The organism is Pseudomonas sp. NBRC 111124 (assembly GCF_001320245.1).
Classification (GTDB): domain Bacteria; phylum Pseudomonadota; class Gammaproteobacteria; order Pseudomonadales; family Pseudomonadaceae; genus Aquipseudomonas.
This window is the reverse complement of record NZ_BCBA01000042.1, coordinates 1-23,786: the sequence shown is the minus strand read 5'-3', so window position 1 is coordinate 23,786 and position 23,786 is coordinate 1. Positions and strand designations below refer to the sequence as shown.

Annotated in this window: 20 protein-coding genes; 14 read left to right on the top strand and 6 right to left on the bottom strand. The window is 63.9% G+C overall.

Going from position 1 to position 23,786, the window contains the following annotated elements; all coding sequences use genetic code 11:
* Positions 1-13: 13 nt before the first annotated feature.
* The 5 genes from APH28_RS16735 to gap form a co-directional block, all read right to left on the bottom strand.
* Entirely contained in the window at positions 14-607 is a 594-nt protein-coding gene (locus APH28_RS16735; RefSeq protein WP_060511211.1) for a biliverdin-producing heme oxygenase, read from the bottom strand.
* A gap of 218 nt (positions 608-825) precedes the next feature.
* Positions 826-3,414 carry a TonB-dependent receptor gene (locus APH28_RS16730; RefSeq protein WP_060511210.1) on the bottom strand — a complete coding sequence of 863 codons (2,589 nt, stop codon included), beginning with the start codon at positions 3,412-3,414 and terminating at the stop codon, positions 826-828.
* 125 nt (positions 3,415-3,539) lie between these two features.
* A complete protein-coding gene (locus APH28_RS16725; RefSeq protein WP_060511208.1) occupies positions 3,540-4,502 on the bottom strand; it encodes a FecR domain-containing protein in 963 nt (320 codons plus the stop codon).
* Between the two features lie 90 nt (positions 4,503-4,592).
* Positions 4,593-5,105 carry an RNA polymerase sigma factor gene (locus APH28_RS16720; RefSeq protein WP_060511206.1) on the bottom strand — a complete coding sequence of 171 codons (513 nt, stop codon included), beginning with the start codon at positions 5,103-5,105 and terminating at the stop codon, positions 4,593-4,595.
* Between the two features lie 143 nt (positions 5,106-5,248).
* Positions 5,249-6,250, bottom strand: a complete 1,002-nt coding sequence (gene gap, locus APH28_RS16715; protein ID WP_060511204.1) for a type I glyceraldehyde-3-phosphate dehydrogenase — start codon at positions 6,248-6,250, stop codon at positions 5,249-5,251.
* 264 nt (positions 6,251-6,514) lie between these two features.
* On the opposite strand from gap, the gene edd reads away from it, so the two are divergent.
* The 11 genes from edd to APH28_RS16660 all read left to right on the top strand — a co-directional run bounded on the left by edd (position 6,515) and on the right by APH28_RS16660 (position 19,710).
* Positions 6,515-8,341, top strand: coding sequence for a phosphogluconate dehydratase (gene edd / locus APH28_RS16710; protein WP_060511202.1), 1,827 nt, complete (start codon positions 6,515-6,517; stop codon positions 8,339-8,341).
* The gene (locus tag APH28_RS16705) at positions 8,338-9,297 is read left to right on the top strand and encodes a glucokinase (RefSeq protein ID WP_060511200.1); all 960 of its coding nucleotides are present in this window, start codon (positions 8,338-8,340) and stop codon (positions 9,295-9,297) included. The genes edd and APH28_RS16705 overlap by 4 nt, the downstream gene beginning before the upstream one ends.
* A gap of 68 nt (positions 9,298-9,365) precedes the next feature.
* Positions 9,366-10,091: a two-component system response regulator GltR gene (gene gltR / locus APH28_RS16700; protein WP_060511198.1), complete on the top strand. Its 726-nt coding sequence runs from the start codon at positions 9,366-9,368 to the stop codon at positions 10,089-10,091.
* Positions 10,072-11,526 (top strand): ATP-binding protein, encoded by a 1,455-nt coding sequence (locus tag APH28_RS16695; protein ID WP_060511196.1) that lies wholly within the window; start codon positions 10,072-10,074, stop codon positions 11,524-11,526. Before gltR ends, APH28_RS16695 begins: the two co-directional genes overlap by 20 nt.
* 101 nt (positions 11,527-11,627) lie before the next feature.
* On the top strand, positions 11,628-12,878 hold the full coding sequence (locus tag APH28_RS16690; RefSeq protein WP_060511194.1) for an AGE family epimerase/isomerase: 1,251 nt from the start codon (positions 11,628-11,630) through the stop codon (positions 12,876-12,878).
* Between the two features lie 104 nt (positions 12,879-12,982).
* On the top strand, positions 12,983-14,269 hold the full coding sequence (locus APH28_RS16685; RefSeq protein ID WP_060511192.1) for an ABC transporter substrate-binding protein: 1,287 nt from the start codon (positions 12,983-12,985) through the stop codon (positions 14,267-14,269).
* A gap of 179 nt (positions 14,270-14,448) precedes the next feature.
* Positions 14,449-15,357, top strand: coding sequence for a carbohydrate ABC transporter permease (locus tag APH28_RS16680; RefSeq protein ID WP_060511190.1), 909 nt, complete (start codon positions 14,449-14,451; stop codon positions 15,355-15,357).
* Positions 15,350-16,195: a carbohydrate ABC transporter permease gene (locus APH28_RS16675; protein ID WP_060511188.1), complete on the top strand. Its 846-nt coding sequence runs from the start codon at positions 15,350-15,352 to the stop codon at positions 16,193-16,195. The genes APH28_RS16680 and APH28_RS16675 overlap by 8 nt, the downstream gene beginning before the upstream one ends.
* 3 nt (positions 16,196-16,198) lie before the next feature.
* Positions 16,199-17,353 carry an ABC transporter ATP-binding protein gene (locus APH28_RS16670; RefSeq protein WP_060511186.1) on the top strand — a complete coding sequence of 385 codons (1,155 nt, stop codon included), beginning with the start codon at positions 16,199-16,201 and terminating at the stop codon, positions 17,351-17,353.
* A gap of 41 nt (positions 17,354-17,394) precedes the next feature.
* Positions 17,395-18,738, top strand: a complete 1,344-nt coding sequence (locus APH28_RS16665) for a carbohydrate porin (protein WP_060511184.1) — start codon at positions 17,395-17,397, stop codon at positions 18,736-18,738.
* Positions 18,739-18,855: 117 nt separating this feature from the next.
* Positions 18,856-19,710, top strand: coding sequence for a D-hexose-6-phosphate mutarotase (locus APH28_RS16660; RefSeq protein WP_060511182.1), 855 nt, complete (start codon positions 18,856-18,858; stop codon positions 19,708-19,710).
* Here the strand turns inward: APH28_RS16660 and hexR are convergent.
* Positions 19,703-20,566: a DNA-binding transcriptional regulator HexR gene (gene hexR, locus APH28_RS16655; protein WP_177334273.1), complete on the bottom strand. Its 864-nt coding sequence runs from the start codon at positions 20,564-20,566 to the stop codon at positions 19,703-19,705. The two genes, APH28_RS16660 and hexR, sit on opposite strands and share 8 nt — an antisense overlap.
* 211 nt (positions 20,567-20,777) lie before the next feature.
* Here hexR and zwf point away from each other — a divergent pair, with 211 nt between their 5' ends.
* From zwf to APH28_RS16640, 3 genes are read left to right on the top strand one after another with little or no spacing between them, the layout of a single operon-like run.
* Positions 20,778-22,247, top strand: a complete 1,470-nt coding sequence (zwf, locus tag APH28_RS16650) for a glucose-6-phosphate dehydrogenase (RefSeq protein WP_060511178.1) — start codon at positions 20,778-20,780, stop codon at positions 22,245-22,247.
* Positions 22,234-22,947, top strand: a complete 714-nt coding sequence (gene pgl, locus APH28_RS16645; RefSeq protein ID WP_060511176.1) for a 6-phosphogluconolactonase — start codon at positions 22,234-22,236, stop codon at positions 22,945-22,947. The genes zwf and pgl overlap by 14 nt, the downstream gene beginning before the upstream one ends.
* A gap of 17 nt (positions 22,948-22,964) precedes the next feature.
* The gene (locus APH28_RS16640; RefSeq protein WP_060511175.1) at positions 22,965-23,645 is read left to right on the top strand and encodes a bifunctional 4-hydroxy-2-oxoglutarate aldolase/2-dehydro-3-deoxy-phosphogluconate aldolase; all 681 of its coding nucleotides are present in this window, start codon (positions 22,965-22,967) and stop codon (positions 23,643-23,645) included.
* Positions 23,646-23,786: the final 141 nt, after the last annotated feature.

Sequence of the window (23,786 nt, the reverse complement as noted above, 5' to 3'; positions counted from 1 at the left end):
CGGTTGATGCGTCTCAGGCCAGCGCGGCGTCGGCGGCGTAGGCATGCTTGAGCAATTCGGTGAAACGCTCGAAGGCGGCAACCGCAGCACGCTCGGCAGCGGCGTCCTCCTCGGCCGACAGCTCCAGGCCATCGAGGATGCGGGTGAACTGCTTCCAGCCTTCGGCACGGCCACCGGCCGGTTCGCCGAGGTGGCGGGCACCGAAACTGTCGGACAATTCCAGGGCCACGGCACGCTTGATCAGGAACGCAGCGCCAAGTTTGGAGCCTTCCGAGACGAAGATCCAGCCCATTGCCTCACCCAGGGTCGGATTGTGCAGGGCGCCGGGTACGGCGGCCGGGACTTCGGTGTTGAGGTCAGCCAAGTCCAGGCGAGCCTGTTCGGCACGGCAGCGCTCGGCCAGGTCGGGGACAATAGCGATCAGTTGCGGGTCGTTGTACAAGGCCTGCAGTTCGGCCTGGAACAGGTATTGGGCGACGACGAAGCGGGCGAAGCTTTCGCGGCTGTCGAACGGCGCGTGGGATTTGACCAGGGTGTCGAGCTCGCTGTGCGGAGCGTGGGTGGCCTGGTTGAGGCGTTGCGAGCGCAGTGCTGGGCGTTCGGTCATGGGTGTGTCCTTGGGAAATGAGGGCGTCTTGTGACAAGACGAAACAGCGGGGGCGGGACAGTAAAAAAACTGGGTATCAACGTTTCGCGACGGCACGCTCTTGTAGGAGCGGCCTTGTGTCGCGAAAGGGCCGCAAAGCGGCCCCAGGATCTTGCAGTGCGATGTAAACATCTGGGTCTGCTGCGCAGCCCTTTCGCGACACAAGGCCGCTCCTACAGTCAGATATCCCACACCACATTGACGGCGAAGTTGCGCCCCGGCATGGTCAGGCGGTCGAGGTTGGCCGGTTGGGTCACACCCGCTTCACCCTGACCGTCGTAACCGCGCACCGAATCCCACTGCCAGTATTTCTTGTCGGTCAGGTTGTACAGCCCGGCGTTGACGGTGACGTCGTCAGTCACTTTGTAGAAGCCGCTCAGGTCCAGCACGCCGTAGCCCGGGGTGCGGAACTGCGAGCTCTGACCGTCCGGAGCAAAGAACGTGGTGTCGTCGACACGGGTCTTGCGCTTGACCAGAGTCCAGCTCAGCAGGCCGCCATAGTTCGCCTGCTCGTAACCCAGGCCGAACACCCCGGTCAGTGGGTTGACGCTGTTCAGCGGCTGGCCATTGTCATCGTTGCGGCCATAGGCGTAGGCGATCGAGCCCTGGGTGTACAGGCCCTGCGGCGCACCGAAGTGGTCGAGGTTCACGCGGCCCTTGATCTCGGCGCCCTTGATGGTGGCGTGCTTGATGTTGTTGGCCTGGAACGTGGTTTCCAGGTTGGCCGACTGCACGGCGTCTTCATCGATGAAGTCGCGGTACTTGTTGTAGAACACCGCCACGTCGAAGTTGCCGGCATCGAAGTTACCGCGCAGACCGGTTTCGTAGCTTTTGCTCTTTTCCGGCTCAAGCCCGGGGTTACCCTGCACGCTGTAGCCCAGGGTCGGGTTTTCGAAGCGCCCGTACATCGACTTTGCCGTCGGGGTGCGGAAGCCTTCGGCGTACTGGCCGTACCAGGTGTAGTGGTCGTTGAAGGCGTAGGTCAGGCCGAACTTGGGCGAGACGCGGTGCCACTTTTTGTCCGAGTCGTCGAGGCTGCTCGGGGCGGTGCCTGAGCCCTGGATACCGCGCAGGAACTCCTCGGTGAACTTCGGCTCCATGCGCGTGTAGTCGTAGCGCGCGCCGGGCATGAAGGTCCAGTTGTTCCAGCGGATTTCATCCTGCACGAACAGGCTGTAGGTGTTCACGGTCGGGTCCGGGAAGTCGCTCACCAGCACCTGGCCATCTGCCGGGCGATCGGCGCCTGCGGCGGAACAACCTGAGCCAACGGCCAGGCAAGTGCCGGTGCCGCTGCGCGAACCCGTCACCTTCTCGTGCTTGAGGGTGGTGCCGTAGGTCAGCAGGTGATCGGTGGCGCCGATGCTGAAGGCCTTGTCCAGCTGGGCATCGAACACCCACTGGCGGTCCTTGTAAGTCGTGTCGCGGGTACGCATGACCTGGCGACCAGGCGGTGCGTAGAGTTCATCGGTGTGCTGGTCGGTCTTGGCGATCTGGTAGTTCAGGCTCCACTTGACGTGGTCGGCGACCAGCGAATCCAGGCCGAACTCATGGTTGATGCCGAAGCGCTCGCGGGTGATGGTGTCGTTGCCACTGCGCGCCTTGTAGTAACCCATACCGCCAAAGCCTGGAATGAACGGCCCACCGACAGCGCTGAGGATATTCTGGTCGCGATCATCCTTGTAATGCTCGTAGGTGAAACCCAGGCGGGCATCGTCGGCATAGTTCCAGCCCAGCTTGGCCAGCACGTTGGTGGTGCGCACGTCTTCCGGGTTGGCCTCGGTGCGCGACAGGCCGGTGCCGCCATGGCTGCCGTAGGATTCGGTCTCGTGGCCATTGCGTTGGCTCAGGTGCAGCAAACCGTCGAAATCCCCCGTGCGGCCAGCCACGGTGGCCGAGGTCAGCCAGCTCTCGTCGGCCGAGCTGTAGCCGGTCTTCAGGCGTGCGCCGACGTCCTTGCCGGGCTTGATGATGTCGTCGGGGTCGAGGGTGAAGTAGCTCACCGCGCCGCCGATGGCATTGCTGCCGTACAGCACCGAAGCGGGGCCGCGGAGGATTTCCACGCGCTTGACGATCTCGGGGTCGACGTAGTTGCGCTGGGTCTGGGCGTAGGGGCCGTAGAAGAAACTGTCGGGGATCGACACGCCATCGACCTGGGTGAGCACGCGCTCGCCGTCGATGCCGCGGATGTTGTAGCCGTTCAGGCCACTGCGCTGGCCGGTGCCGCCCACCGAAACACCCGGTTCGTAACGCACCAGTTCCTGAATGTTATTGACGTTCTGCCGGTCCAGCTGCTCGCGGGTCTGCACGGTCACGGTGCTCGGCACCTGGCTCACATCCTGGGCGCTACGGGTGGCGCTGACGGTCATCTGCTGCAAGGCGATGACGTTGCCCGCCGACTGGCGTTCGAGCACCACGCTCCCGTTGCTTATCTTGCGAAAGCCCAAGCCCGTGCCCTGCAGCAGGCGCTTGAGCGCCGCTTCCGGCGGCAGCGAACCCTGTACACCCGGCGATGCCACGCCGTCGGCCAGTTCGGCGCTGAAGCCGACCTGCCAGCCGGTGACCTTGCTGAAGGCGTTGATCGCCTCGACCAGAGGTTGCTGGGCAATGCTGAAACGGTAGTCGCCCATGCGCGGGCTGCTGGCCTGGGCCGGCTCGGCGGCCAGCGCCGGCAGGCTGCAGGCACCGCTGGCGAGCAAGGCCAATGTCAGCAGGGACAGCTGACCGGTACGGCGGGGAAGGGGGGACGGGCGAGTTGGACCTGTGGACATCGAAAGCGCTCCCTGACGCGCGAACTGTTATAGGTGATGACCGTTCTTGCCTTTAAACAAGAATCAGTTGCATTGGCTATAACGAGACGGGCGGGGTTGCGTGATCGCGTAAAAAAACTTGTCGGTCAGTTGATGATGACCACGGCGGGGAATTCCTGCAGGTGCGCCGAGGTGATGTGGGCCAGTGCGCGGAGTGTTTCCAGCGGCTGGTCGAGGCGGTAGTTGCCGGTCACCGCCATGTCGCCAAGGTGCTCGTTGCGGTTGATGATCCAGCCGGGGTAATAACGCCGTACTTCGGCCAGTACCTGGCTCAACGGGCAGTTCTCGAACACCAGGCGTCCGTCGATCCAGGCCAGGTCCTTGTGCATGTCCGGGCGCTGGCGCTGGCCAAAACCTTGCGGGCCGACACTGATGCTGTCGCCGGCACTGAGGCGGATGCGTTGGTCGCTGGCGGCCTGCAGGTCGACGTCGCCGCGCTGCACGCGGACCTGTGTCTCACCGTCGAGGTAGCGCACGGCAAAATCGGTGTCGCGCACCTGTGCACGCACGGGGCCTGCCTGCACCTCCAGCGGCAACTGAGCGCCGCCGGGCACCTGGAAGTACGCCTCGCCTTGCAGCAGGCGAGCGACCTGGCGGCCACCTTGCTGGTCGCTGGCGAAGGCGGAGTTGGTGTTGAGCAGGACCTTGGCGCCGTCATCCAGCTCCAGGCGCTGGCGTTCACCGACTACGGTCAGGTGGTCCGCCTGCAGGCGTACTGGCAGGTTGCCGAACGTGAACAGCCCGACCAGCAGCATCGCAGCGGTGGCCAGTGGCTTCCAGTGCGCGCGCAGGCGCCCGCGCAGCGAGCGGCGCTGGTGCTGGTGCAGGTGCATGGCGGCCTGGCGCAGCGGGGCGCCGTTCCACAAGGCCTCGGCCTCGACGTAGGCTTCTGCGTTTTCAGGGGCTGCGCTGAGCCATTGCTCGAAGGCCAGGGTATCGGCCTCGCTGGCACACTGCAGGCGCACGAGCCAGTCCAACGCCTCGTCAAGCGCGCGGGCGCGGGCGTCGGGCCCGTTGGCTGGCGGGCGAGTGACGGGGCTGTCGGTCACGGTGGGTCCTTGCAGGTATTTTTGCGAATGATCAAGGCTGGGGCGAAGCATGGCAAGGGTCACGCCGCATTCTGCATCCCGGCGGTCGGCTTACTTGAGGCGGTCGGCCACACCCATGCAGATTGCCATGATCAGTTTCAGTTCCTTCTGTACCGTGCTGGCCGATACGTGCAACTGCTCGGCAATTTCCAGATAGCTGGCGCCGTGCAGGCGGCTGAGGATGAAGATGCGTTGCTGGCGCTCGGTCAGCTGGTTGAGGCTGACGCTCAGGTGCATGAGCAGTTGTTCGGCATGGGCGGCATCCTCGCTGCTGCCAACCGGCGACGCGACATTGTGCAGCACCGCGTCGGGCACATCGTCGACCAGCATGCGCGCCTGCACCCGCCGTGTGCGCAGGTGGTCCAGGGCGAGGTTGCGGGCGGTCTGGAACACGAAGGGTTCGAGGTGTTCGATGGGCCGTTCGCCCAAGGCGCGGGACACCCGCAGGTAGGTTTCCTGCAGCAGGTCTTCGGCCGTGCTGGGATTACCTACCATGCGCTGCAGGGTGCGCAGCAGGGAGTGGCGCTGGACGAGGAAGACTGAGTTGAACCGGGACTGACTCACGGGGGGGACCTGGCCGACGAAAGGTGAATGATAATGCTTATCATCTTGTGGCCAGGTCAAGCTTGGAGTTGTTAGGAAAAAGTAAAGATTGTGAGATCTTCCGACTTGCGCGCTCCTACAGAGGCCCCACTCACCTGCCAGCCTCAGCGCGCCCTGGCCAATGCCAAACAGTTATCCAGCATGCGGTTGGAGAACCCCCACTCGTTGTCATACCAGGCCAGCACTTTGAGCATCCGCCCATTGGCGCGGGTATGGTTGGCATCGAAGATCGACGAAAGCGGGTTGTGGTTGAAGTCGCACGACACCAGCGGCAGCGCGTTGTAGCCGAGCACCTTGGAGTGCCGACTGGCTTCCAGGAACAGCTGGTTGACCTGCTCGGCAGTGGCTTCGCGCTTGAGGTTGACGGTCAGGTCGACCAGCGACACGTTGATCACCGGCACGCGCACGGCCATGCCGGTGAGCTTGCCGGCCAGTTCCGGCAGCACCAGGCCCACCGCCTCGGCGGCGCCGGTCTTGCTCGGGATCATCGACTGGGTGGCCGAGCGGGCGCGGTACGGGTCGCTGTGGTAGACGTCGGTCAGCACCTGGTCGTTGGTGTAGGCGTGGATGGTGGTCATCAGCCCCTGTTCGATGCCGAACTCGCGGTGCAGCACCTGAGCGATCGGCGCCAGGCAGTTGGTGGTGCACGAGGCGTTGGAAATGACCTGGTGCGAAGCCCGCAGGACATCGTGGTTGACCCCGTACACCACGGTGGCATCGACGCCCTTGCCCGGCGCCGAGATGATCACCTTGCCGGCCCCCGCAGCGAGGTGCGCGGCAGCCTTGGCTCGGTCGGTGAACAAGCCGGTGCATTCGAACACCACGTCGATCGCCTCGGCCTTCCAGGGCAGTTCCGCCGGGTTGCGGATGGCGCTGACCGCGATACGGTCACCATTGACCGTCAGGCTTTCATGGTCAGCCTCGACCTGCGCATCGAATGTGCCGTGCACGCTGTCATATTTGAGCAGGTGGGCGTTCATCGCGCTGTCACCCAGGTCGTTGATGGCGACGACCTGCAGGTCCTGGCGGTAGCCTTGGGTATACAGTGCGCGCAGAACATTGCGCCCGATGCGGCCGAATCCATTGATGGCGATACGTAGGGTCATGGCAGTACCTCTGGCGGTCCGAGTGAAAGCTGTGGCACAAAGGCGCTTCACTGAAACGGTTTTGTTGTTGGAATTACAAGATTATTCACCTGACGATAGAAAACAAGCCTTTTTGATGGCAGTATTTTGTTTAAACATACAACGAGTGGTTGGGCGCAGTGCCTCCCCCGATGTTGCGAGCCCTCTACCCTGAGCCTAGGCCGCAATCGTTTGGAGGGGAAATGCCCGGTAAACCGCCCTTACAATTAGCCTGGAGTCCAGTACATGCATCCGCGCATCCTTGAGGTCACCCAGCGGCTGATCGAACGTAGCCGTGCCACCCGCGAACGCTACCTGCAGCTGATTCGTGGCGCGGCCAGTGACGGGCCCATGCGTGCCAGCCTGCAATGCGCCAACTTCGCCCACGGCGTGGCCGGTTGCGGTGCCGAAGACAAGCAGACCCTGCGCTTGATGAACGCGGCCAACGTCGCCATCGTCTCGGCCTACAACGACATGCTTTCGGCGCACCAGCCGTACCTGCACTTCCCTGACCAGATCAAGCAGGCCTTGCGCGAAGTCGGCTCGGTCGGCCAGTTCGCCGGTGGCGTGCCGGCCATGTGCGATGGCGTGACCCAGGGCGAACCCGGCATGGAGCTGGCCATCGCCAGCCGCGAAGTGATTGCCATGTCCACGGCGGTGGCGCTGTCGCACAACATGTTCGACGCCGCCCTGATGCTCGGCATCTGCGACAAGATCGTCCCCGGCCTGATGATGGGGGCGCTGCGCTTTGGTCACCTGCCGACCCTCTTCGTCCCGGGCGGGCCGATGGTTTCCGGCATCTCCAACAAGCAGAAGGCCGATGTGCGCCAGCGCTATGCCGAAGGCAAGGCCAGCCGCGAGGAGCTGCTGGAGTCGGAGATGAATTCCTATCACAGCCCGGGCACCTGCACGTTCTACGGCACGGCCAACACCAACCAGCTGGTGATGGAAGTCATGGGCCTGCACTTGCCAGGCGCCTCGTTCGTCAACCCGTACACGCCGCTGCGCGATGCCCTCACCGCCGAGGCGGCGCAACAGGTCACGCGCATGACCAAGGCCAGCGGCAGCTTCATGCCGCTGGGCGAGATCGTCGACGAGAAGGCGCTGGTCAACGCCATCGTGGCCCTGCACGCCACTGGCGGCTCGACCAACCACACCCTGCACATCCCGGCGATCGCCCAGGCGGCCGGCATCCAGCTGACCTGGCAGGACATGGCCGACCTGTCCGAGGTGGTGCCGACGCTGTCCCACGTCTACCCCAACGGCAAGGCCGACATCAACCACTTCCAGGCCGCTGGCGGCATGGCCTTCCTGATCCGTGAACTGCTCGATGCCGGCCTGCTGCACGAAGACGTCAACACCGTGGCTGGCCACGGCCTGCGCCGCTATACCCAGGAGCCGTTCCTCGACAACGGCAAGCTGGTATGGCGCGAAGGGCCGCTGCAGAGCCTGGACGAGAGCATCCTGCGCCCGGTGGCGCGGCCATTCTCGGCCGAAGGTGGCCTGCGGGTGATGGAAGGCAACCTGGGCCGTGGCGTGATGAAAGTCTCGGCGGTAGCGCCTGAGCATCGGGTGGTCGAAGCGCCGGCTCGGGTGTTCCATGACCAGCAGTCGCTGGCCGATGCCTTCAAGGCCGGTGAGCTGGATCGCGACTTCGTTGCCGTGGTGCGCTTCCAGGGCCCGCGTTGCAATGGCATGCCCGAGCTGCACAAGCTGACGCCATTCCTCGGTGTGCTGCAGGATCGTGGCTACAAGGTCGCGCTGGTGACCGACGGGCGCATGTCGGGGGCTTCGGGCAAGATCCCGGCAGCCATCCACGTTTGCCCGGAAGCATACGATGGTGGCCCGCTGGCACGGGTGCACGATGGTGATATCGTGCGGGTCGATGGTGTCGAAGGCACGCTGCGGGTGATGGTGTCGGCCGAGGCGTTGGCCAGCCGTGATCTGCCGCCCGCGCCGCAGGGCAATGACCTGGGCTGCGGCCGTGAGCTGTTCGGCTTCATGCGCATGGCATTCAGCCCGGCAGAGCAGGGCGCGAGTGCCTTCACCTCGGCCCTGGAGAACCTCAAATGAAGGACCTGCTGGTTGGCGACATCGGTGGCACCAATGCCCGTTTTGCGTTGTGGCGTGACAACCAGCTGTACCAGGTGAAAGTCTTCGCCACGGCGGACTACACCAGCCCGGAACAGGCCATCGAGGCTTACCTGGAAGGCCACGGCATTGCCCGAGGCGGCTTGGCAGCGGTGTGCCTGGCGGTGGCCGGGCCGGTCGATGGCGATGAATTCCGCTTCACCAACAACCACTGGCGGCTCAGCCACAAGGCGTTCTGTCAGACCTTGCAGGTCGAGCGGCTGCTGCTGATCAACGACTTCTCTGCCCAGGCACTGGGCATGACCCGCCTGCAACCCGGCGAGTACCGTGAAGTCTGCGCGGGCCAGGCGGACCTGGTGCGCCCCGCGCTGGTGATTGGCCCAGGCACTGGCCTGGGCGTCGGCAGCCTGTTGCGCCTGGGCGAGCAGCACTGGCAGGCGCTGCCGGGTGAGGGCGGGCATGTGGACCTGCCGGTGGGTAATGCCCGCGAAGCGGCGATTCATCAGCAGATACACAGCCAGATCGGCCACGTCAGCGCCGAGACCGTACTCAGCGGCGGTGGCCTGGTGCGCTTGTATCAAGCCATGTGCGCGTTGGACGGCGACACGCCCCGACACACATCCCCGGCGCAGGTCACTGATGCGGCGCTGGGCGGCGAGCCACGGGCGCTGGCGGTAATCGAACAGTTCTGTCGATTCCTCGGGCGCGTGGCCGGTAACAATGTGCTGACCCTGGGCGCGCGCGGTGGGGTCTATATTGTCGGCGGCGTGATTCCGCGCTTTGCCGAGCTGTTCCTGCGCAGCGGGTTTGCCGCCAGCTTTGCCGACAAGGGCTGCATGAGCGGTTACTTCGCGGGTGTGCCGGTGTGGCTGGTGACGGCCGAGTTTTCTGGCCTGATCGGCGCCGGGGTGGCACTGCAGCAAATACTGGATCACTGATACTCTCGATCAGGCTGCACCGCGACAGCAGGCGAGAAGACCTGCGACAACCATGAGGGCGGGATACCTTGAGCACTGCCGGAAAATCCATCCTGATGGTCGACGACGATCAGGAAATACGTGAATTGCTGCAAACCTACCTGAGCCGCGCCGGCTTCCAGGTTCATGCCGAAGCCGATGGCCAGGGGTTTCGCCGAGCCTTGGAAAACACCCCCTGTGACCTGGTGATCCTCGACGTCATGTTGCCTGACGAAGACGGCTTCAGCCTGTGCCGCTGGGTGCGTCAGCACCCTCGCCAGTCACGGGTGCCGATCATCATGCTGACTGCCAGTTCCGACGAGGCCGACCGCGTCATCGGCTTGGAGCTGGGCGCCGACGATTACCTGGGCAAGCCATTCAGCCCGCGTGAACTACAGGCGCGGATCAAGGCCCTGTTGCGCCGCAGCGAATTTGGCCAGGCCGCGCCGGTTAGCGCCGTGCTGGCCTTCGATGACTGGCGTCTGGATACCATCAGCCATCGCCTGTTCCACCGCGATGGCGAAGAGGTGATGCTGTCCGGTGCCGACTTCGCTTTGCTCAAGCTGTTTCTCGATCACCCGCAGCAGATTCTCGACCGCGACACCATCGGCAATGCCACCCGTGGCCGCGAGCCAATGCCGCTGGACCGCATCGTCGACATGGCCGTCAGCCGCTTGCGCCAGCGCCTGCGCGACACCGACAAGCCGCCGCGGCTGATCCGTACCGTGCGTGGCAGTGGTTACCTGCTGGCTGCCCATGTCTGCTGCGCTTCCTGAGCGGCGCTGGCGCCTGCTGCCGCGCTCGTTGCTGGGGCGCATGCTGCTGCTGACCCTGCTGGTGGTGGTGCTGGCCCAGGGCCTGTCGAGCCTGATCTGGGTCGCCCAGCTGCGCGCCAGCCAGTTGCAGGGCCTGCGTGCCAGTGCAAGCAGCCTGGCCCATTCGATGAGCGCCAGCGTCAGCTACTTCCGCTCGCTGCCGGTGGCTTATCGGCCGATGGTGCTCGATCAATTGCGCAGCATGGGTGGCACGCGCTTTTTCGTGTCGCTCAACGACAAGCCGCTGGACATGCCGGTGCTGCCCATCACACCGCGCAAACAGGCAGTGATCGATGTGTTTCAGCAGGTGCTGCACGAGCGTCTGGGCGAGCAGATGGAGATCTCCGTCGAGTTCGTCGGCCCCGATGACCTGCGCATCTTCAACAGTGGCCTGAAGCTCGACGAGCTGCCGCGTTCGTGGGCGCATTACTCGCTGACCCTGGAGCCGCTGAACCCGCCGGTGCTGGTGACCCAGATCCGCCTGGACCAGGGCGAATGGCTGTACATCGCCTCCTTGCTGCCCGAACCCTATACCAGCCTTGAAGCCGAACGCCTGCCGCGTCAGCAGATCGGCTTCATCGTCCTGACCACCGCCTTGCTGCTGTTGTTCATCGGCTTGCTGGTGCACTGGCAGAGCTGGCCGCTCAAGCGCCTGGCACGTGCCGCGCGTGAATTGTCGCTGGGCGCCGATGTGGCCCCGGTGGCCGAAGGCGGCGGCAGCGAGGTGGTCGAGGTGGGGCGGGCGTTCAACAGCATGCGTGAGCGCATCAGCCGCTACCTGACCGAACGCTCACAGTTGTTCAGCGCCATTTCCCACGACCTGCGTACGCCGATTACGCGCTTGCGCCTGCGTGTGGAACTGCTTGAGGACGAGCGCCTGCAGGCCAAGTTCAGCCAGGACCTCGACGAGCTGGAGTTGCTGGTCAAAGGGGCGCTGCAGTGCGTGAAGGACACCGACATCCACGAGAACATCGAGCCGGTCGACCTCAACCAGGTGCTGGAGATTCTCGCCGAGCCGTATCTCAGGGACGGCCGCATCACCGTCGAAGGACGAGCCACGGCAGCGTACCCGGGCAAGCCGCTGGCCCTGCGCCGCTGTATCGGCAACCTGATCGACAATGCCATCAAGTACGGCGAGCGGGCCCACCTGCGCGTCATCGACAGCGCCGAAGCCTTCGTTTTGCAGGTCGATGACCAGGGCCCCGGCGTGCCGCAACAGCAGATGGAGCAGGTGTTCGAGCCGCATTTCCGCCTGGCCGGCAAGCAGCAGGGTTATGGCCTGGGCCTGGGCATCGCGCGCAACATTGCCCACAGCCATGGCGGCGAGGTGAGCTTGCTCAACCTGCGCGACGGCGGCTTGCGGGTGACACTGTATCTGCCCAGAGGCATGGATTGAGGTGTGTCACCAACTGGTGACACAACAGCAGCCCTTCGTGACATCCCGGCCAGGACGGCTGGCTAGACTTCGCAGACGACTGGCAAGGAACGCTCAGGCCCATGACGCACATCGATCTCCCGTTTGGCAGCTGGCTGGACTCACCGGTTCATGCTGCCTGGCTCATGGCCGAAGGGCAGCGCCTGCTAGCTTTCGCCAAGGCATCGAAGCTGCCAGGTGGCTTCGGTAACCTCGACGCGTCGGGCAACCTCACGGCGGGTGCCGCCGCCGAAACCATGAACACCGCGCGCATGACCCATTGCTTCGCCCTCGCGCATATCCAGGGCGTACCCGGCTGCCTGGCCTACGCCGAGCATGGTGTATCGGCCCTGCGCGGGGTGCTGCGCGATGCCCGCTACGATGGCTGGTTCGCGCATCCTGGAGGCCTTTACGACAGTGGCAAGGCCGCCTACCTGCACGCTTTCGTCGCGCTGGCCGCCAGTTCTGCCAAAGTGGCCGGCACGGCCGGTGCGCCGCAGTTGCTGGCGGACGCCGTGCGGGTCATCGATGGGCACTTCTGGTGCGAGCAGGAGGGCGCCCTGCGTGAATCCTTCTCCCGCGCCTGGCAGCTGCCTGAAGCCTACCGTGGCGCCAATAGCAACATGCACGCCACCGAGGCGTTCCTGGCCCTGGCCGATGCCACCGGCAACACGCTGTGGCTGCAACGGGCGTTGCGCATTGCCGAGCGCATCATTCACACCCATGCCGCCGCCAACGGCTATCGGGTCATCGAACATTTCGACGCGTCGTGGCAGCCAGTGCCGCACTACAACCTGGAGCACCCGGCTGACCACTTCCGCCCTTACGGCACAACGCCCGGGCATGCCATGGAATGGGCGCGCCTGTTACTGCACCTGGAGGCCGGCCTGGACCTGGCTGGGCTGCCCGTACCCGATTGGCTGCTGACCTGCGCCCGTGGCCTGTTCGACAGCGCCTGTCGTCACGCCTGGAATGCCGATGGCGAACCTGGTTTCGTCTACACCCTGGATTGGGACAACCGCCCGGTCGTCAGGCAGCGCCTGCACTGGGTGCATGCCGAGGCCAGCGCCGCTGCCGCCGCGCTGTTGCGCAGAACCGGCGAGGCCGGTTACGAGCAGTGGTACCAATGTTTCTGGGGGTTCATCGACAACCATTTCATCGACCGTGCCGGCGGTAGCTGGCACCACGAACTCGATGCGAACAATCGCCCTGCCGGCACCCTCTGGCCGGGCAAGCCAGACCTGTATCACGCCTACCAGGCGGTTGTGCTGCCGGGCCTGCCATTGGCACCCAGCCTGGCGAGCGCCATTTCGCGTTATGTAACCAAACGATGACATTCGCGCATCGCTTCGTTACCTGACGAGGCGGGCGCACTGATTAGACTCCATGCAATGCAAGCAACCGACTTGCCTCGCATAACAACAAGAAAGGTACTCCGATGAATTCGACGCTCCGCCTCGCCGCCGCAATTTCCCTCGCCTCGCTCCTGCCGCTCAGTGCCTCCGCCGCCGAATCCAAGGGCAGCGTCGAAGTGGTGCACTGGTGGACCTCCGGCGGTGAAAAAGCCGCTGTCGATGTGCTCAAGGCCCAGGTTGAAAAAGACGGCTTTACCTGGAAGGACGGCGCTGTCGCCGGTGGCGGTGGTGCCACGGCCATGACCGTGCTCAAGAGTCGTGCGGTAGCTGGCAACCCGCCAGGGGTCGCTCAGATCAAAGGGCCGGACATACAAGAGTGGGCGTCCACCGGCCTGCTCGATACTGACGTGCTCAAGAACGTCGCCAAGGAAGAAAAGTGGGACTCGCTGCTCGACAAGAAGGTCGCCGACACCGTGAAGTACGACGGTGACTATGTCGCCGTCCCGGTCAACATCCACCGCATCAACTGGCTGTGGATCAACCCTGAGGTTTTCAAGAAAGCCGGTATCGACAAAGCGCCGACCACCCTGGACGAATTCTACGCCGCTGCCGACAAGCTCAAGGCCGCTGGCTTCATCCCGCTCGCCCACGGCGGCCAGCCGTGGCAGGACAGCACCGTATTCGAAAGCGTGGTGCTGGCAGTGATGGGCCCTGAGGGCTACAAGAAAGCCATGGTCGACCTGGACGCGTCGGCGCTGACCGGCCCCGAGATGGTCAAGTCGCTCACCGAGCTGATGAAGGTCGCCACCTACATGGACCCTGACGGCAAGGGCCAGGACTGGAACCTGGAAGCGGCCAAGGTCATCAACGGCAAAGCCGGCATGCAGATCATGGGCGACTGGGCCAAGAGCGAGTGGACCCTGGCGAAGAAGACTGCTGGCAAGGATTACCAGTGCGTGCCGTTCCCCGGCACTGACAAGGCGTTCCTCTACAACATCGACTCGCTGGTGGTGTTCAAGCAAAAGGACGAGGGCACTGCTGCCGGCCAGCAGGACATTGCCAAGCAGGTCCTCGGCCAGGACTTCCAGAAGGTCTTCAGCGTCAACAAGGGCTCGATCCCGGTGCGCAACGACATGCTCGCCGACATGGGCAAGTACGGCTTCGACGCTTGCGCCCAGACCTCCGCCAAGGACTTCCTCGCCGACGCCAAGACCGGCGGCCTGCAGCCGAGCATGGCGCACAACATGGCCACCACGCTGGCCGTGCAGGGCGCATTCTTCGATGTGGTGACCAACTACATCAACGACCCCAAGGCCGACCCGGCCGATGCGGCGAAGAAGCTGGCGGCGGCGATCAAGGCTGCCAAGTAAAGGCTGGCGCGATCCCTGTAGGAGCGGCCTTGTGTCGCGAAAGGGCTGCACAGCAGCCCCAATCCGGTGCGCTCGACCTGTCAGGTAGGTGAGGGTTTGGAGCTTGCGGGGCTGCTGAGCAGCCCTTTCGCGACACAAGGCCGCTCCTACAGTCAGTGGCAGTGCCTGAAAGGTGACCCATGACAACAGCAACCGCCCAACTGCGGGCCTCCCCCCTGGACGCGCTGCAGCGCTGGCTACCGAAACTGGTACTGGCCCCCAGCATGTTCATCGTCCTGGTGGGCTTCTACGGCTACATCCTGTGGACCTTCGTCCTGTCCTTCACCACCTCGACCTTCCTGCCGACCTACAAGTGGGCGGGCCTGGCTCAATACGCCCGGCTGTTCGACAACGACCGCTGGTGGGTGGCGAGCAAGAACCTGATGCTGTTCGGTGGCCTGTTCATCGCCATCAGCCTGGCCATCGGCGTGCTGCTGGCGGTGCTGCTGGACCAGCGCATCCGCCGCGAAGGCTTCATCCGTACCCTTTACCTGTACCCCATGGCGCTGTCGATGATCGTCACCGGTACCGCCTGGAAATGGCTGCTCAACCCCGGCATGGGCCTGGACAAGCTGCTGCGCGACTGGGGCTGGGAGGGCTTTCGCCTGGACTGGCTGATCGACCCTGACCGGGTGGTGTATTGCCTGGTGATCGCTGCCGTGTGGCAGGCCTCGGGCTTCATCATGGCGATGTTCCTTGCCGGCCTGCGCGGGGTCGACCAGTCGATCATCCGCGCCGCGCAAATAGATGGCGCCAGCCTGCCGCGCATCTACTGGACCGTGGTGTTGCCCAGCCTGCGCCCGGTGTTCTTCAGCGCGCTGATGATCCTTTCGCACATCGCCATCAAAAGCTTCGACCTGGTGGCGGCGATGACGGCCGGCGGCCCGGGTTATTCCTCCGACCTGCCGGCGATGTTCATGTACTCCTTCACCTTCAGCCGCGGCCAGATGGGCATGGGCTCGGCCAGTGCCATCCTCATGCTCGGGGCGATCCTGGCGATTCTCGTGCCGTACCTGTACTCGGAGCTACGGAGCAAGCGCCATGCATAGCCCTTCGGTAAAACCAGCGCTGAGCCTGAGCCGTATCGCCATCCACGCCGTGCTACTGATCGCCGTGCTGCTGTACTTGGTGCCACTGGTGGTGATGCTGCTGACCAGCTTCAAGTCCCCGGAAGACATCAGCACCGGCAACCTGCTGAGCTGGCCCGCCGTGGTCACCGGCATCGGCTGGGTCAAGGCCTGGGGCACGGTCAGCGGTTACTTCTGGAACTCGATCATGATCACTGTGCCGGCGGTGCTGATCTCCACCGCCATCGGCGCACTGAACGGCTACGTGCTGTCGATGTGGCGCTTCCGCGGCTCGCAACTGTTCTTCGGCCTGTTGCTGTTCGGCTGCTTCCTGCCGTTCCAGACCGTGCTGCTGCCGGCCTCGTTCACCCTTGGCAAGTTGGGGCTGGCCAGCACCACCAGTGGCCTGGTGTTGGTGCATGTGGTCTACGGCCTGGCGTTCACTACGCTGTTTTTCCGCAACTTCTACGTGAGCATTCCCGATGCCCTGGTCAAGGCTGCGCGCCTGGACGGCGCCGGCTTCTTCACCATCTTCCGCCGCATCATTCTGCCGATGTCGACGCCGATCATCATGGTCTGCCTGATTTGGCAGTTCACCCAGATATGGAACGACTTCCTGTTCGGGGTGGTGTTTTCCAGCGGCGACTCGCAACCGATCACCGTGGCGCTGAACAACCTGGTCAACACCAGCACCGGGGCCAAGGAATACAACGTCGACATGGCGGCGGCAATGATCGCTGGTCTGCCAACCCTGCTGGTCTACGTGGTGGCAGGCAAATATTTCGTCCGCGGGCTCACGGCTGGCGCGGTCAAGGGGTAAGTCATGGCAACGCTCGAACTACGCAATGTGAACAAGACCTACGGCAGCGGCCTGCCGGACACCCTCAAGGACATCCAGCTGTCGATCAAGGATGGCGAGTTCCTGATCCTGGTCGGCCCCTCGGGCTGCGGCAAGTCGACCCTGATGAACTGTATCGCCGGCCTGGAAAACATCACCGGCGGCGCGATCCTTATCGACGATCAGGACGTCAGCGGCATGAGCCCCAAGGACCGCGACATCGCCATGGTGTTCCAGTCCTACGCGCTGTACCCGACCATGAGCGTGCGCGAGAACATCGAGTTTGGCCTGAAGATCCGCAAGATGCCGCAGGCGGCCATCGACGAGGAGGTGGCGCGGGTGGCCAAGCTGCTGCAGATCGAGCACCTGCTCACGCGCAAGCCGGCGCAGCTCTCCGGTGGCCAGCAACAGCGTGTGGCCATGGGCCGGGCGTTGGCGCGGCGGCCGAAGATCTACCTGTTCGACGAGCCGCTCTCCAACCTCGACGCCAAGCTGCGAGTCGAGATGCGCACTGAAATGAAACTGATGCACCAGCGCCTGAAAACCACCACGGTGTACGTCACCCATGACCAGATCGAGGCCATGACCCTGGGCGACAAAGTGGCGGTGATGAAGGACGGCATCATCCAGCAGTTCGGCACCCCGCAGCAGATCTACAACGACCCGGCCAACCAGTTCGTCGCCAGCTTCATCGGTTCGCCACCGATGAACTTTATTCCGGTGCGCCTGACCAAGCAGGACGGGCGCCTGCTGGCGCTGCTCGACAGTGGCCAGGCGCGTTGCGAGCTGCCGCTGGGGCCGGCCAACGACGACCTCGACGGCCGCGAGATCATCCTTGGTATCCGCCCTGAGCAGATCGCCCTGGGCGCAGGCGAGGGCAACGGCTTGCCGGGTATCCGCGCCGAAGTGCAGGTGACCGAGCCCACCGGGCCGGACCTGCTGGTGTTCGTCACCCTCAACCAAACAAAGGTCTGCTGTCGCCTGGCGCCAGATATCGCCTGCCGGGTGGGGGACAGCCTGAACCTGCAGTTCGACCCGGCACGGGTGCTGCTGTTCGATGCCGACAGCGGCGAACGCCTGCACTTGGCCAGCAGCACTACTGCGGTAAAGGACAACGTGGCTCACTTCAAAGGCCGCTAATTCGTCTACACCATCAATAAGAAAAAAGAGGACGCAAAGGGATGGAACAGCGCAATCGCATCAGGACCTTGGGTTCACTGGCCCTGCTCGCCGTGGTCGGCAGCAGCGGCGTGCAGGCTGCCGAGGCATTTTCCAGCGAGTCGAAATGGATGACCGGCGACTGGGGCGGCACCCGCACCGAGCTGCTGGACAAGGGCTACGACTTCACCCTCGACTACGTCGGCGAGGTGGCCGGCAACCTGCATGGCGGCTACAACGACGACAAGACCGCGCGCTACAGCGACCAGTTCGCCCTCGGCGCGCATCTGGACTTGCAGAAGATCCTCGGTTGGCATGATGCCGAGTTCAAGCTGGCGATCACCGAGCGCAGCGGCCGCAACCTGTCCAACGACCGCATCAGCGACCCGCGTGCCGGGCAATTCAGCTCGGTGCAGGAAGTGTGGGGCCGTGGCCAGACCTGGCGCCTGACACAGATGTGGGTCAAGCAGAAGTATTTCGACGGCGCGCTGGACGTGAAGGTCGGCCGCTTTGGTGAGGGCGAAGACTTCAACAGCTTCCCCTGCGACTTCCAGAACCTGGCCTTCTGCGGCTCGCAGGTGGGCAACTGGGTCGGCGGTATCTGGTACAACTGGCCAGTCAGCCAGTGGGCGCTGCGGGTCAAGTACAACATCACCCCGGAATTCTTCGTGCAAGTCGGCGCTTTCGAACAGAACCCGTCCAACCTTGAGACTGGCAACGGCTTCAAGCTCAGCGGCAGCGGCACGAAAGGTGCGATCCTGCCGGTGGAGATGGTCTGGTCGCCCAAGGTCAACGACCTGCCGGGCGAATACCGGCTGGGTTACTACTACAGCACGGCCAAGGCCGACGACGTGTTCGAGGACGTCAACGGCAACCCGCAGGCAGTCACCGGCGAGGCCTTCAAGTCGCACTCGAGCAAGCACGGCTGGTGGGTGGTTGCACAGCAACAGGTCACCGCCCATGGCGGCGACATCAACCGCGGCCTGAGCCTGTTCGCCAACTTCACCGTGCACGACAAGGCCACCAACGTGGTCGACAACTACCAGCAGGTTGGCCTGGTCTACAAAGGCGCCTTCGACGCGCGGCCCAAGGACGACATCGGCTTTGGCGTGGCGCGCATCCATGTGAATGATGATGTGAAGAAGCGCGCCGAACTGCTCAATGCCCAGAGCGGTATCGATGATTACGACAATCCCGGCTTTGTGCCGCTGCAGCGCACCGAGTACAACGCCGAGCTCTATTACGGCTTCCATGTCACCAACTGGCTGACCGTGCGGCCCAACCTGCAGTACATCAAGAGCCCGGGCGGGGTAGACGACGTGGACAACGCGCTGGTCGCAGGTTTGAAGATTCAGTCGTCTTTCTAAGGCTGTTTGTTGTAAATTTACGCCAATCCAAATTCGGCTCCCGGCACCCACTGGCTTGCAGTGGTTGTCGGGGTTAGGCCGAGATAGCGCTATCTCAAACAACAAGAGCTTGGAACCATGCCCGAACATCCGCTACATCGCTTCTTTTCCTCGCAGCGGCCCCGGCCGACATTCGAGTGGGAGCGTTACCAGCAGCGCGATGTGCTGATCATCGACCATCCCCGTTGCCAGGCGGTGTTCAGCCGTCAAGGCGCGCAACTGCTGCACTTCCAGCCGGCGGGCGAGCGGCCTTGGCTGTGGTGTGCCGAACAGTGGCCGCAAGTGGGCGCCATTCGCGGTGGCGTGCCGGTGTGCTGGCCCTGGTATGGCCGCCACCCCAGCGAAGACCTGTGGCCTGCCCATGGCTGGGCGCGCCTGCTGGACTGGAAGTTGGTGGACAGCCGTGAAGACGAGGAGGGCGTCAGCCTGAAGTGGCGGCTGGACCTGTGCGATTGGCAGGTCGACCTGCACGCCAGGCTTGGCAATCGCATGGAATTGAAACTGAGCACCGAGCATCAGGACAGCGAACCTTGCCAGTTGAGCCATGCGCTGCTGGCCTACTGGCGCATCAGTGACGTGTCCGAGATAGCGCTGTCTGGGCTTGAGGATATCGAAGGCTATGACCGCCTGAGCCGTCAGGCCTGCCGCGAAGAGGGCGCGCTCAAGCTCAAGGGAGGCTGCCAGAAAGTCTACCCAGGCACGCCACGGGTGCAATTGCAGGACCCGGCCTGGGAGCGGGAGCTGTGCATCGATACCGGCGACAGCGACGACACCGTGGTCTGGCACCCAGGCAATCGGCCACTGATGGGCGTCAGCGGCCGTGAGTGCCAGGGCTTCGTCTGCGTCGAGGCGGCCAGTGGCAGTGGCGAGGGCATGAGCCTGGCGCCGGGCCAGCGTGCGCACCTGCGGCTGCAGGCGCACCGGCTCAGTTGAGTTCGTCGTCCTCGATCGGGTAGCGGCTGGCGTTCAGGCTTTCCTTGATCTTGCGCAGGTGCGGCTGGAAGTCCACGCCGCGGCGCAGGGTCATGCCGGTGGCCAGCACGTCGAGCACGGTCAGCTGGATAATCCGCGAGGTCATCGGCATGTAGATGTCGGTGTCTTCCGGCAACGGGATGTGCAGGCTCAGGCTGCAGGCCTGGGCCAATGGCGAGCCGGCAGCGGTCAGGCCGAGCACCGAGGCGCCGTTTTCCCGGGCCAGGCGCGCCACGTCGACCAGTTCGCGGGTGCGCCCGGTGTAGGAAATAATCACGAACAGGTCGCCGGTGTGTGCCACCGAGGCCAGCATGCGCTGCATCAGCACGTCGGCATGGGCCGATACCGCAAGGTTGAAGCGGAAGAACTTGTGCTGGGCATCGAGGGCCACCGGCGCCGAGGCGCCGAGGCCGAAGAAGTGGATCTGCCGGGCCTGGATCATCATGTCCACGGCGCGGCTGACCTGGAACGGGTCCAACTGCTGACAGGCGCTGTCGAGCGAGGCTATAGCGCTGCCGAAGATCTTCTGTGTGTAGGCTGCGGGGTCGTCGTCGGCTTCCACTGCACGGCTCACGTAAGCCGCACCGCTGGCCAGGCTCTGTGCCAGCTGCAGCTTGAGCTCCGGGTAGCCGCTGACGCCGAACGAACGGCAGAAGCGGTTGACGGTCGGTTCGCTGACCTTGGCCGCCTGGGCCAGCGCGGCGATGCTGAAACGGGTGGCTTGTTGCGGGTTGAACAGGATGACTTCGGCGACTTTGCGTTCGGCCTTGTTCAGCTCGTCGAGGCGTCCCTGGATCTGTTCCAGGAGGTTTCGCACGCGGTCCATGGGTGTGTCCTTGGGTCGGGAAGACAGCCGGCTGTGGGAGCAGCAGGCTTTTTGCACGGTCGTCTATCGTACTGTCGGTGCGATTGGCGTACCACTTGTCTGTAACGCTAGTGTGTAATGTTGTGGTTTTTACTACATTATTCCTTGAAAACCGTATGTGAAAGCGGTATTCCTAGACCAACTTTAGGAAAGAACCAACATCATGGCTGCGATCAGTGTCGAACCTTGCACCTTTGCCCTGTTTGGCGCCCTTGGCGACCTGGCATTGCGCAAGCTGTTTCCTGCGCTCTATCAGCTCGACCGTGCCAACCTCCTGCACGCGGACACCCGCCTGCTGGCGCTGGCCCGCGAGGCCGGCAGCGCCGAGGGTCACCTGAACACCATCGAAACGCACCTGCGCCGGCATGTGGCCGAGGCCGATATCGAGCCCGCCGCGTTGGGCCGTTTCCTTGGCCGCCTGCGCTACCAGCACCTGGACTTCCTGCAGCCCGAGGGCTATCAGGCCCTGGCCGAACAACTGCCCGGCGAACAGCCGCTGATCGCCTACTTTGCCACGGCGGCGGCCGTCTACGGTGCCATCTGCGAGAACCTCGACAAGGCTGGCCTGGCGGCACGCACCCGGGTGGTGCTGGAAAAGCCCATCGGCCATGACCTGGAGTCGTCGCGGCGGGTCAACGATGCCGTGGCGCGTTTCTTCCCAGAGAACCGGGTTTATCGCATCGACCACTATCTGGGCAAGGAGACGGTGCAGAACCTGATCGCCCTGCGGTTTGCCAACAGCCTGTTTGAAACCCAGTGGAACCAGAACTCCATCTCCCACGTGGAGATCACCGTGGCGGAGAAGGTCGGCATCGAGGGCCGCTGGGGTTACTTCGACAAGGCCGGCCAGCTGCGTGACATGATCCAGAATCACCTGCTGCAGCTGCTGTGCCTGATCGCCATGGACCCGCCCAGCGAGTTGTCGGCCGACAGCATCCGTGACGAGAAGGTCAAGGTGCTCAAGGCGCTGGCACCGATCACCGGCGAAGGCTTGAGCACCCGCGTGGTGCGCGGCCAATACATCGCCGGCTACAGCGACGGCAAGCCGGTGCCTGGCTACCTGGAAGAAGACAATTCCAACGCCCAGAGCGACACCGAAACCTTCGTTGCCCTGCGCGCCGACATTCGCAACTGGCGCTGGTCGGGCGTGCCGTTCTACCTGCGTACCGGTAAACGCATGCCGCAGAAGCTGTCGCAGATCGTCATCCACTTCAAGGAAACGCCGCACTACATCTTCGCCCCGGAGCAGCGTTTGCAGATCGGTAACAAGCTGATCATCCGCCTGCAGCCGGACGAAGGCATATCCTTGCGGGTGATGACCAAGGAGCAGGGCCTGGACAAGGGCATGCAACTGCGCAGTGGCCCGTTGCAGCTTAATTTTTCCGACACCTGGCGCAGTGCGCGGATTCCGGATGCCTACGAGCGTCTGCTGCTCGAAGTGATGCGCGGCAACCAGAACCTGTTCGTGCGCAAGGACGAGATCGAGTATGCCTGGAAGTGGTGTGACCAGTTGATCGCCGGCTGGCGTAATGCGGGCGATGCGCCCAAGCCTTACGCGGCGGGCTCCTGGGGGCCGATGAGCTCGATTGCATTGATCACCCGTGATGGGAGGGCGTGGTATGGCGATATCTGAACTGAAGCTGCCAGCGAGCGTGCAGGTGCACGACCTGGTGGATGCCAAGGCACTGGCCGCAACCCTGGCCCATGATGTGGCCGAGCGCCTGCGCGCAGCGATTGCCGCCAAAGGCCAGGCCTGCGTGGTGTTGTCCGGCGGTCGCAGCCCGGTGCCGTTCCTCGAACAGCTGGCCGGCGAGCAACTGGACTGGGGCAAGGTCACCGTCAGCCTGGCTGACGAGCGCTGGGTGCCGGTGGAGCACGCCGACAGCAACGCCGGCTTGCTGGCCCGCCATCTGCTCAAGGGGGCGGCCGCCAAGGCGCGCTTTGTCGGGCTTTACCAGCAGGCTGAAAACCTGGATGCCGCCGCAGTCGTGGCCGACCAGGGCCTGGCCGAATTGCCGGCCATCGATGTGCTGGTGCTGGGCATGGGTGACGATGGCCATACCGCTTCGCTGTTCCCCAATAGCCCCAACCTCGCCGAAGGCCTGGACCCGAACAGTCAGCGCCGCTGCCTGCCGATGTTGGCGCCGAGCGTGCCGCACCAGCGCTTGTCGATGACTCGTTCACTGCTGGCCAGCGCCGCCTTCATCGCGCTGTCTGTGCAAGGTCCGGGCAAACTCGCTACCCTGCGCGCCGCGCTGGCGGGCAACGACCTTTCCGAAATGCCGATTCGCGCCTTTCTTCACGACCCCCTGGACATCTACTGGTGCCCATGAGCCAAGGATCCACTGTCATGACCACCCTTGAACGCCCACAGCCCCAGCTTTCGATGGCGGATAAAGCCGCGCGGATCGATGCCATCTGCGAAAAGGCGCGCATCCTGCCGGTAATCACCATCGCCCGTGAGCAAGACATCCTGCCATTGGCTGATGCCCTGGCCGCTGGCGGTATCCGCACGCTGGAGGTGACCTTGCGCTCGCAGCATGGCCTGAAGGCCATCCAGGTACTGCGCGAGCAGCGGCCGGAGCTGTGCGTCGGCGCCGGTACCGTGCTCGATCGCAGCATGTTCGCGGCGGTGGAAGCCGCTGGCGCACAGTTCGTCGTTACCCCGGGCATCACCCAGGATATCCTCGAAGCCGGTGTCGACAGCGAAATCCCGCTGCTGCCAGGCATCAGCACGCCTTCCGAGATCATGATGGGTTATGCCCTGGGCTATCGCCGCTTCAAGCTGTTCCCAGCGGAAATCAGCGGTGGCGTGGCCGCAATCAAGGCCTTTGCCGGCCCGTTCGGTGACATTCGCTTCTGCCCGACTGGCGGCGTGAACCCAGCTAACGTGCGCAGTTACATGGCACTGCCCAACGTGATGTGCGTAGGCGGCACCTGGATGCTCGACAGCAGCTGGATCAAGAACGGTGACTGGGCGCGGATCGAGGCGTGCAGCGCCGAGGCGATTGCACTGCTGGACGCCAACTGAATCTGTTGTGTGCTTTACGGCTTATGGGGCGCTTGGTCGGCGCCCCTTTTTTTGCTTGATGCTTTTGTATCGCCTGTACCGGCCCTTTCGCGGGTAAACCCGCTCCCACAGACATTGCACAGCTTTCAAGTTCTGTGGAAT

Coding starts and splice junctions, on each gene's coding strand:
- APH28_RS16695 (WP_060511196.1), top strand. CDS start 10,072: ATGTCTGCTGCGCTTCCTGAGCGGCGCTGGCGCCTGCTGCCGCGCTCG.
- zwf (WP_060511178.1), top strand. CDS start 20,778: ATGGCTGCGATCAGTGTCGAACCTTGCACCTTTGCCCTGTTTGGCGCC.
- APH28_RS16640 (WP_060511175.1), top strand. CDS start 22,965: ATGACCACCCTTGAACGCCCACAGCCCCAGCTTTCGATGGCGGATAAA.
- gap (WP_060511204.1), bottom strand. CDS start 6,250: ATGACCCTACGTATCGCCATCAATGGATTCGGCCGCATCGGGCGCAAT.
- APH28_RS16665 (WP_060511184.1), top strand. CDS start 17,395: ATGGAACAGCGCAATCGCATCAGGACCTTGGGTTCACTGGCCCTGCTC.
- APH28_RS16660 (WP_060511182.1), top strand. CDS start 18,856: ATGCCCGAACATCCGCTACATCGCTTCTTTTCCTCGCAGCGGCCCCGG.
- APH28_RS16680 (WP_060511190.1), top strand. CDS start 14,449: ATGACAACAGCAACCGCCCAACTGCGGGCCTCCCCCCTGGACGCGCTG.
- APH28_RS16685 (WP_060511192.1), top strand. CDS start 12,983: ATGAATTCGACGCTCCGCCTCGCCGCCGCAATTTCCCTCGCCTCGCTC.
- APH28_RS16675 (WP_060511188.1), top strand. CDS start 15,350: ATGCATAGCCCTTCGGTAAAACCAGCGCTGAGCCTGAGCCGTATCGCC.
- edd (WP_060511202.1), top strand. CDS start 6,515: ATGCATCCGCGCATCCTTGAGGTCACCCAGCGGCTGATCGAACGTAGC.
- APH28_RS16690 (WP_060511194.1), top strand. CDS start 11,628: ATGACGCACATCGATCTCCCGTTTGGCAGCTGGCTGGACTCACCGGTT.
- APH28_RS16730 (WP_060511210.1), bottom strand. CDS start 3,414: ATGTCCACAGGTCCAACTCGCCCGTCCCCCCTTCCCCGCCGTACCGGT.
- APH28_RS16670 (WP_060511186.1), top strand. CDS start 16,199: ATGGCAACGCTCGAACTACGCAATGTGAACAAGACCTACGGCAGCGGC.
- APH28_RS16735 (WP_060511211.1), bottom strand. CDS start 607: ATGACCGAACGCCCAGCACTGCGCTCGCAACGCCTCAACCAGGCCACC.
- pgl (WP_060511176.1), top strand. CDS start 22,234: ATGGCGATATCTGAACTGAAGCTGCCAGCGAGCGTGCAGGTGCACGAC.
- APH28_RS16705 (WP_060511200.1), top strand. CDS start 8,338: ATGAAGGACCTGCTGGTTGGCGACATCGGTGGCACCAATGCCCGTTTT.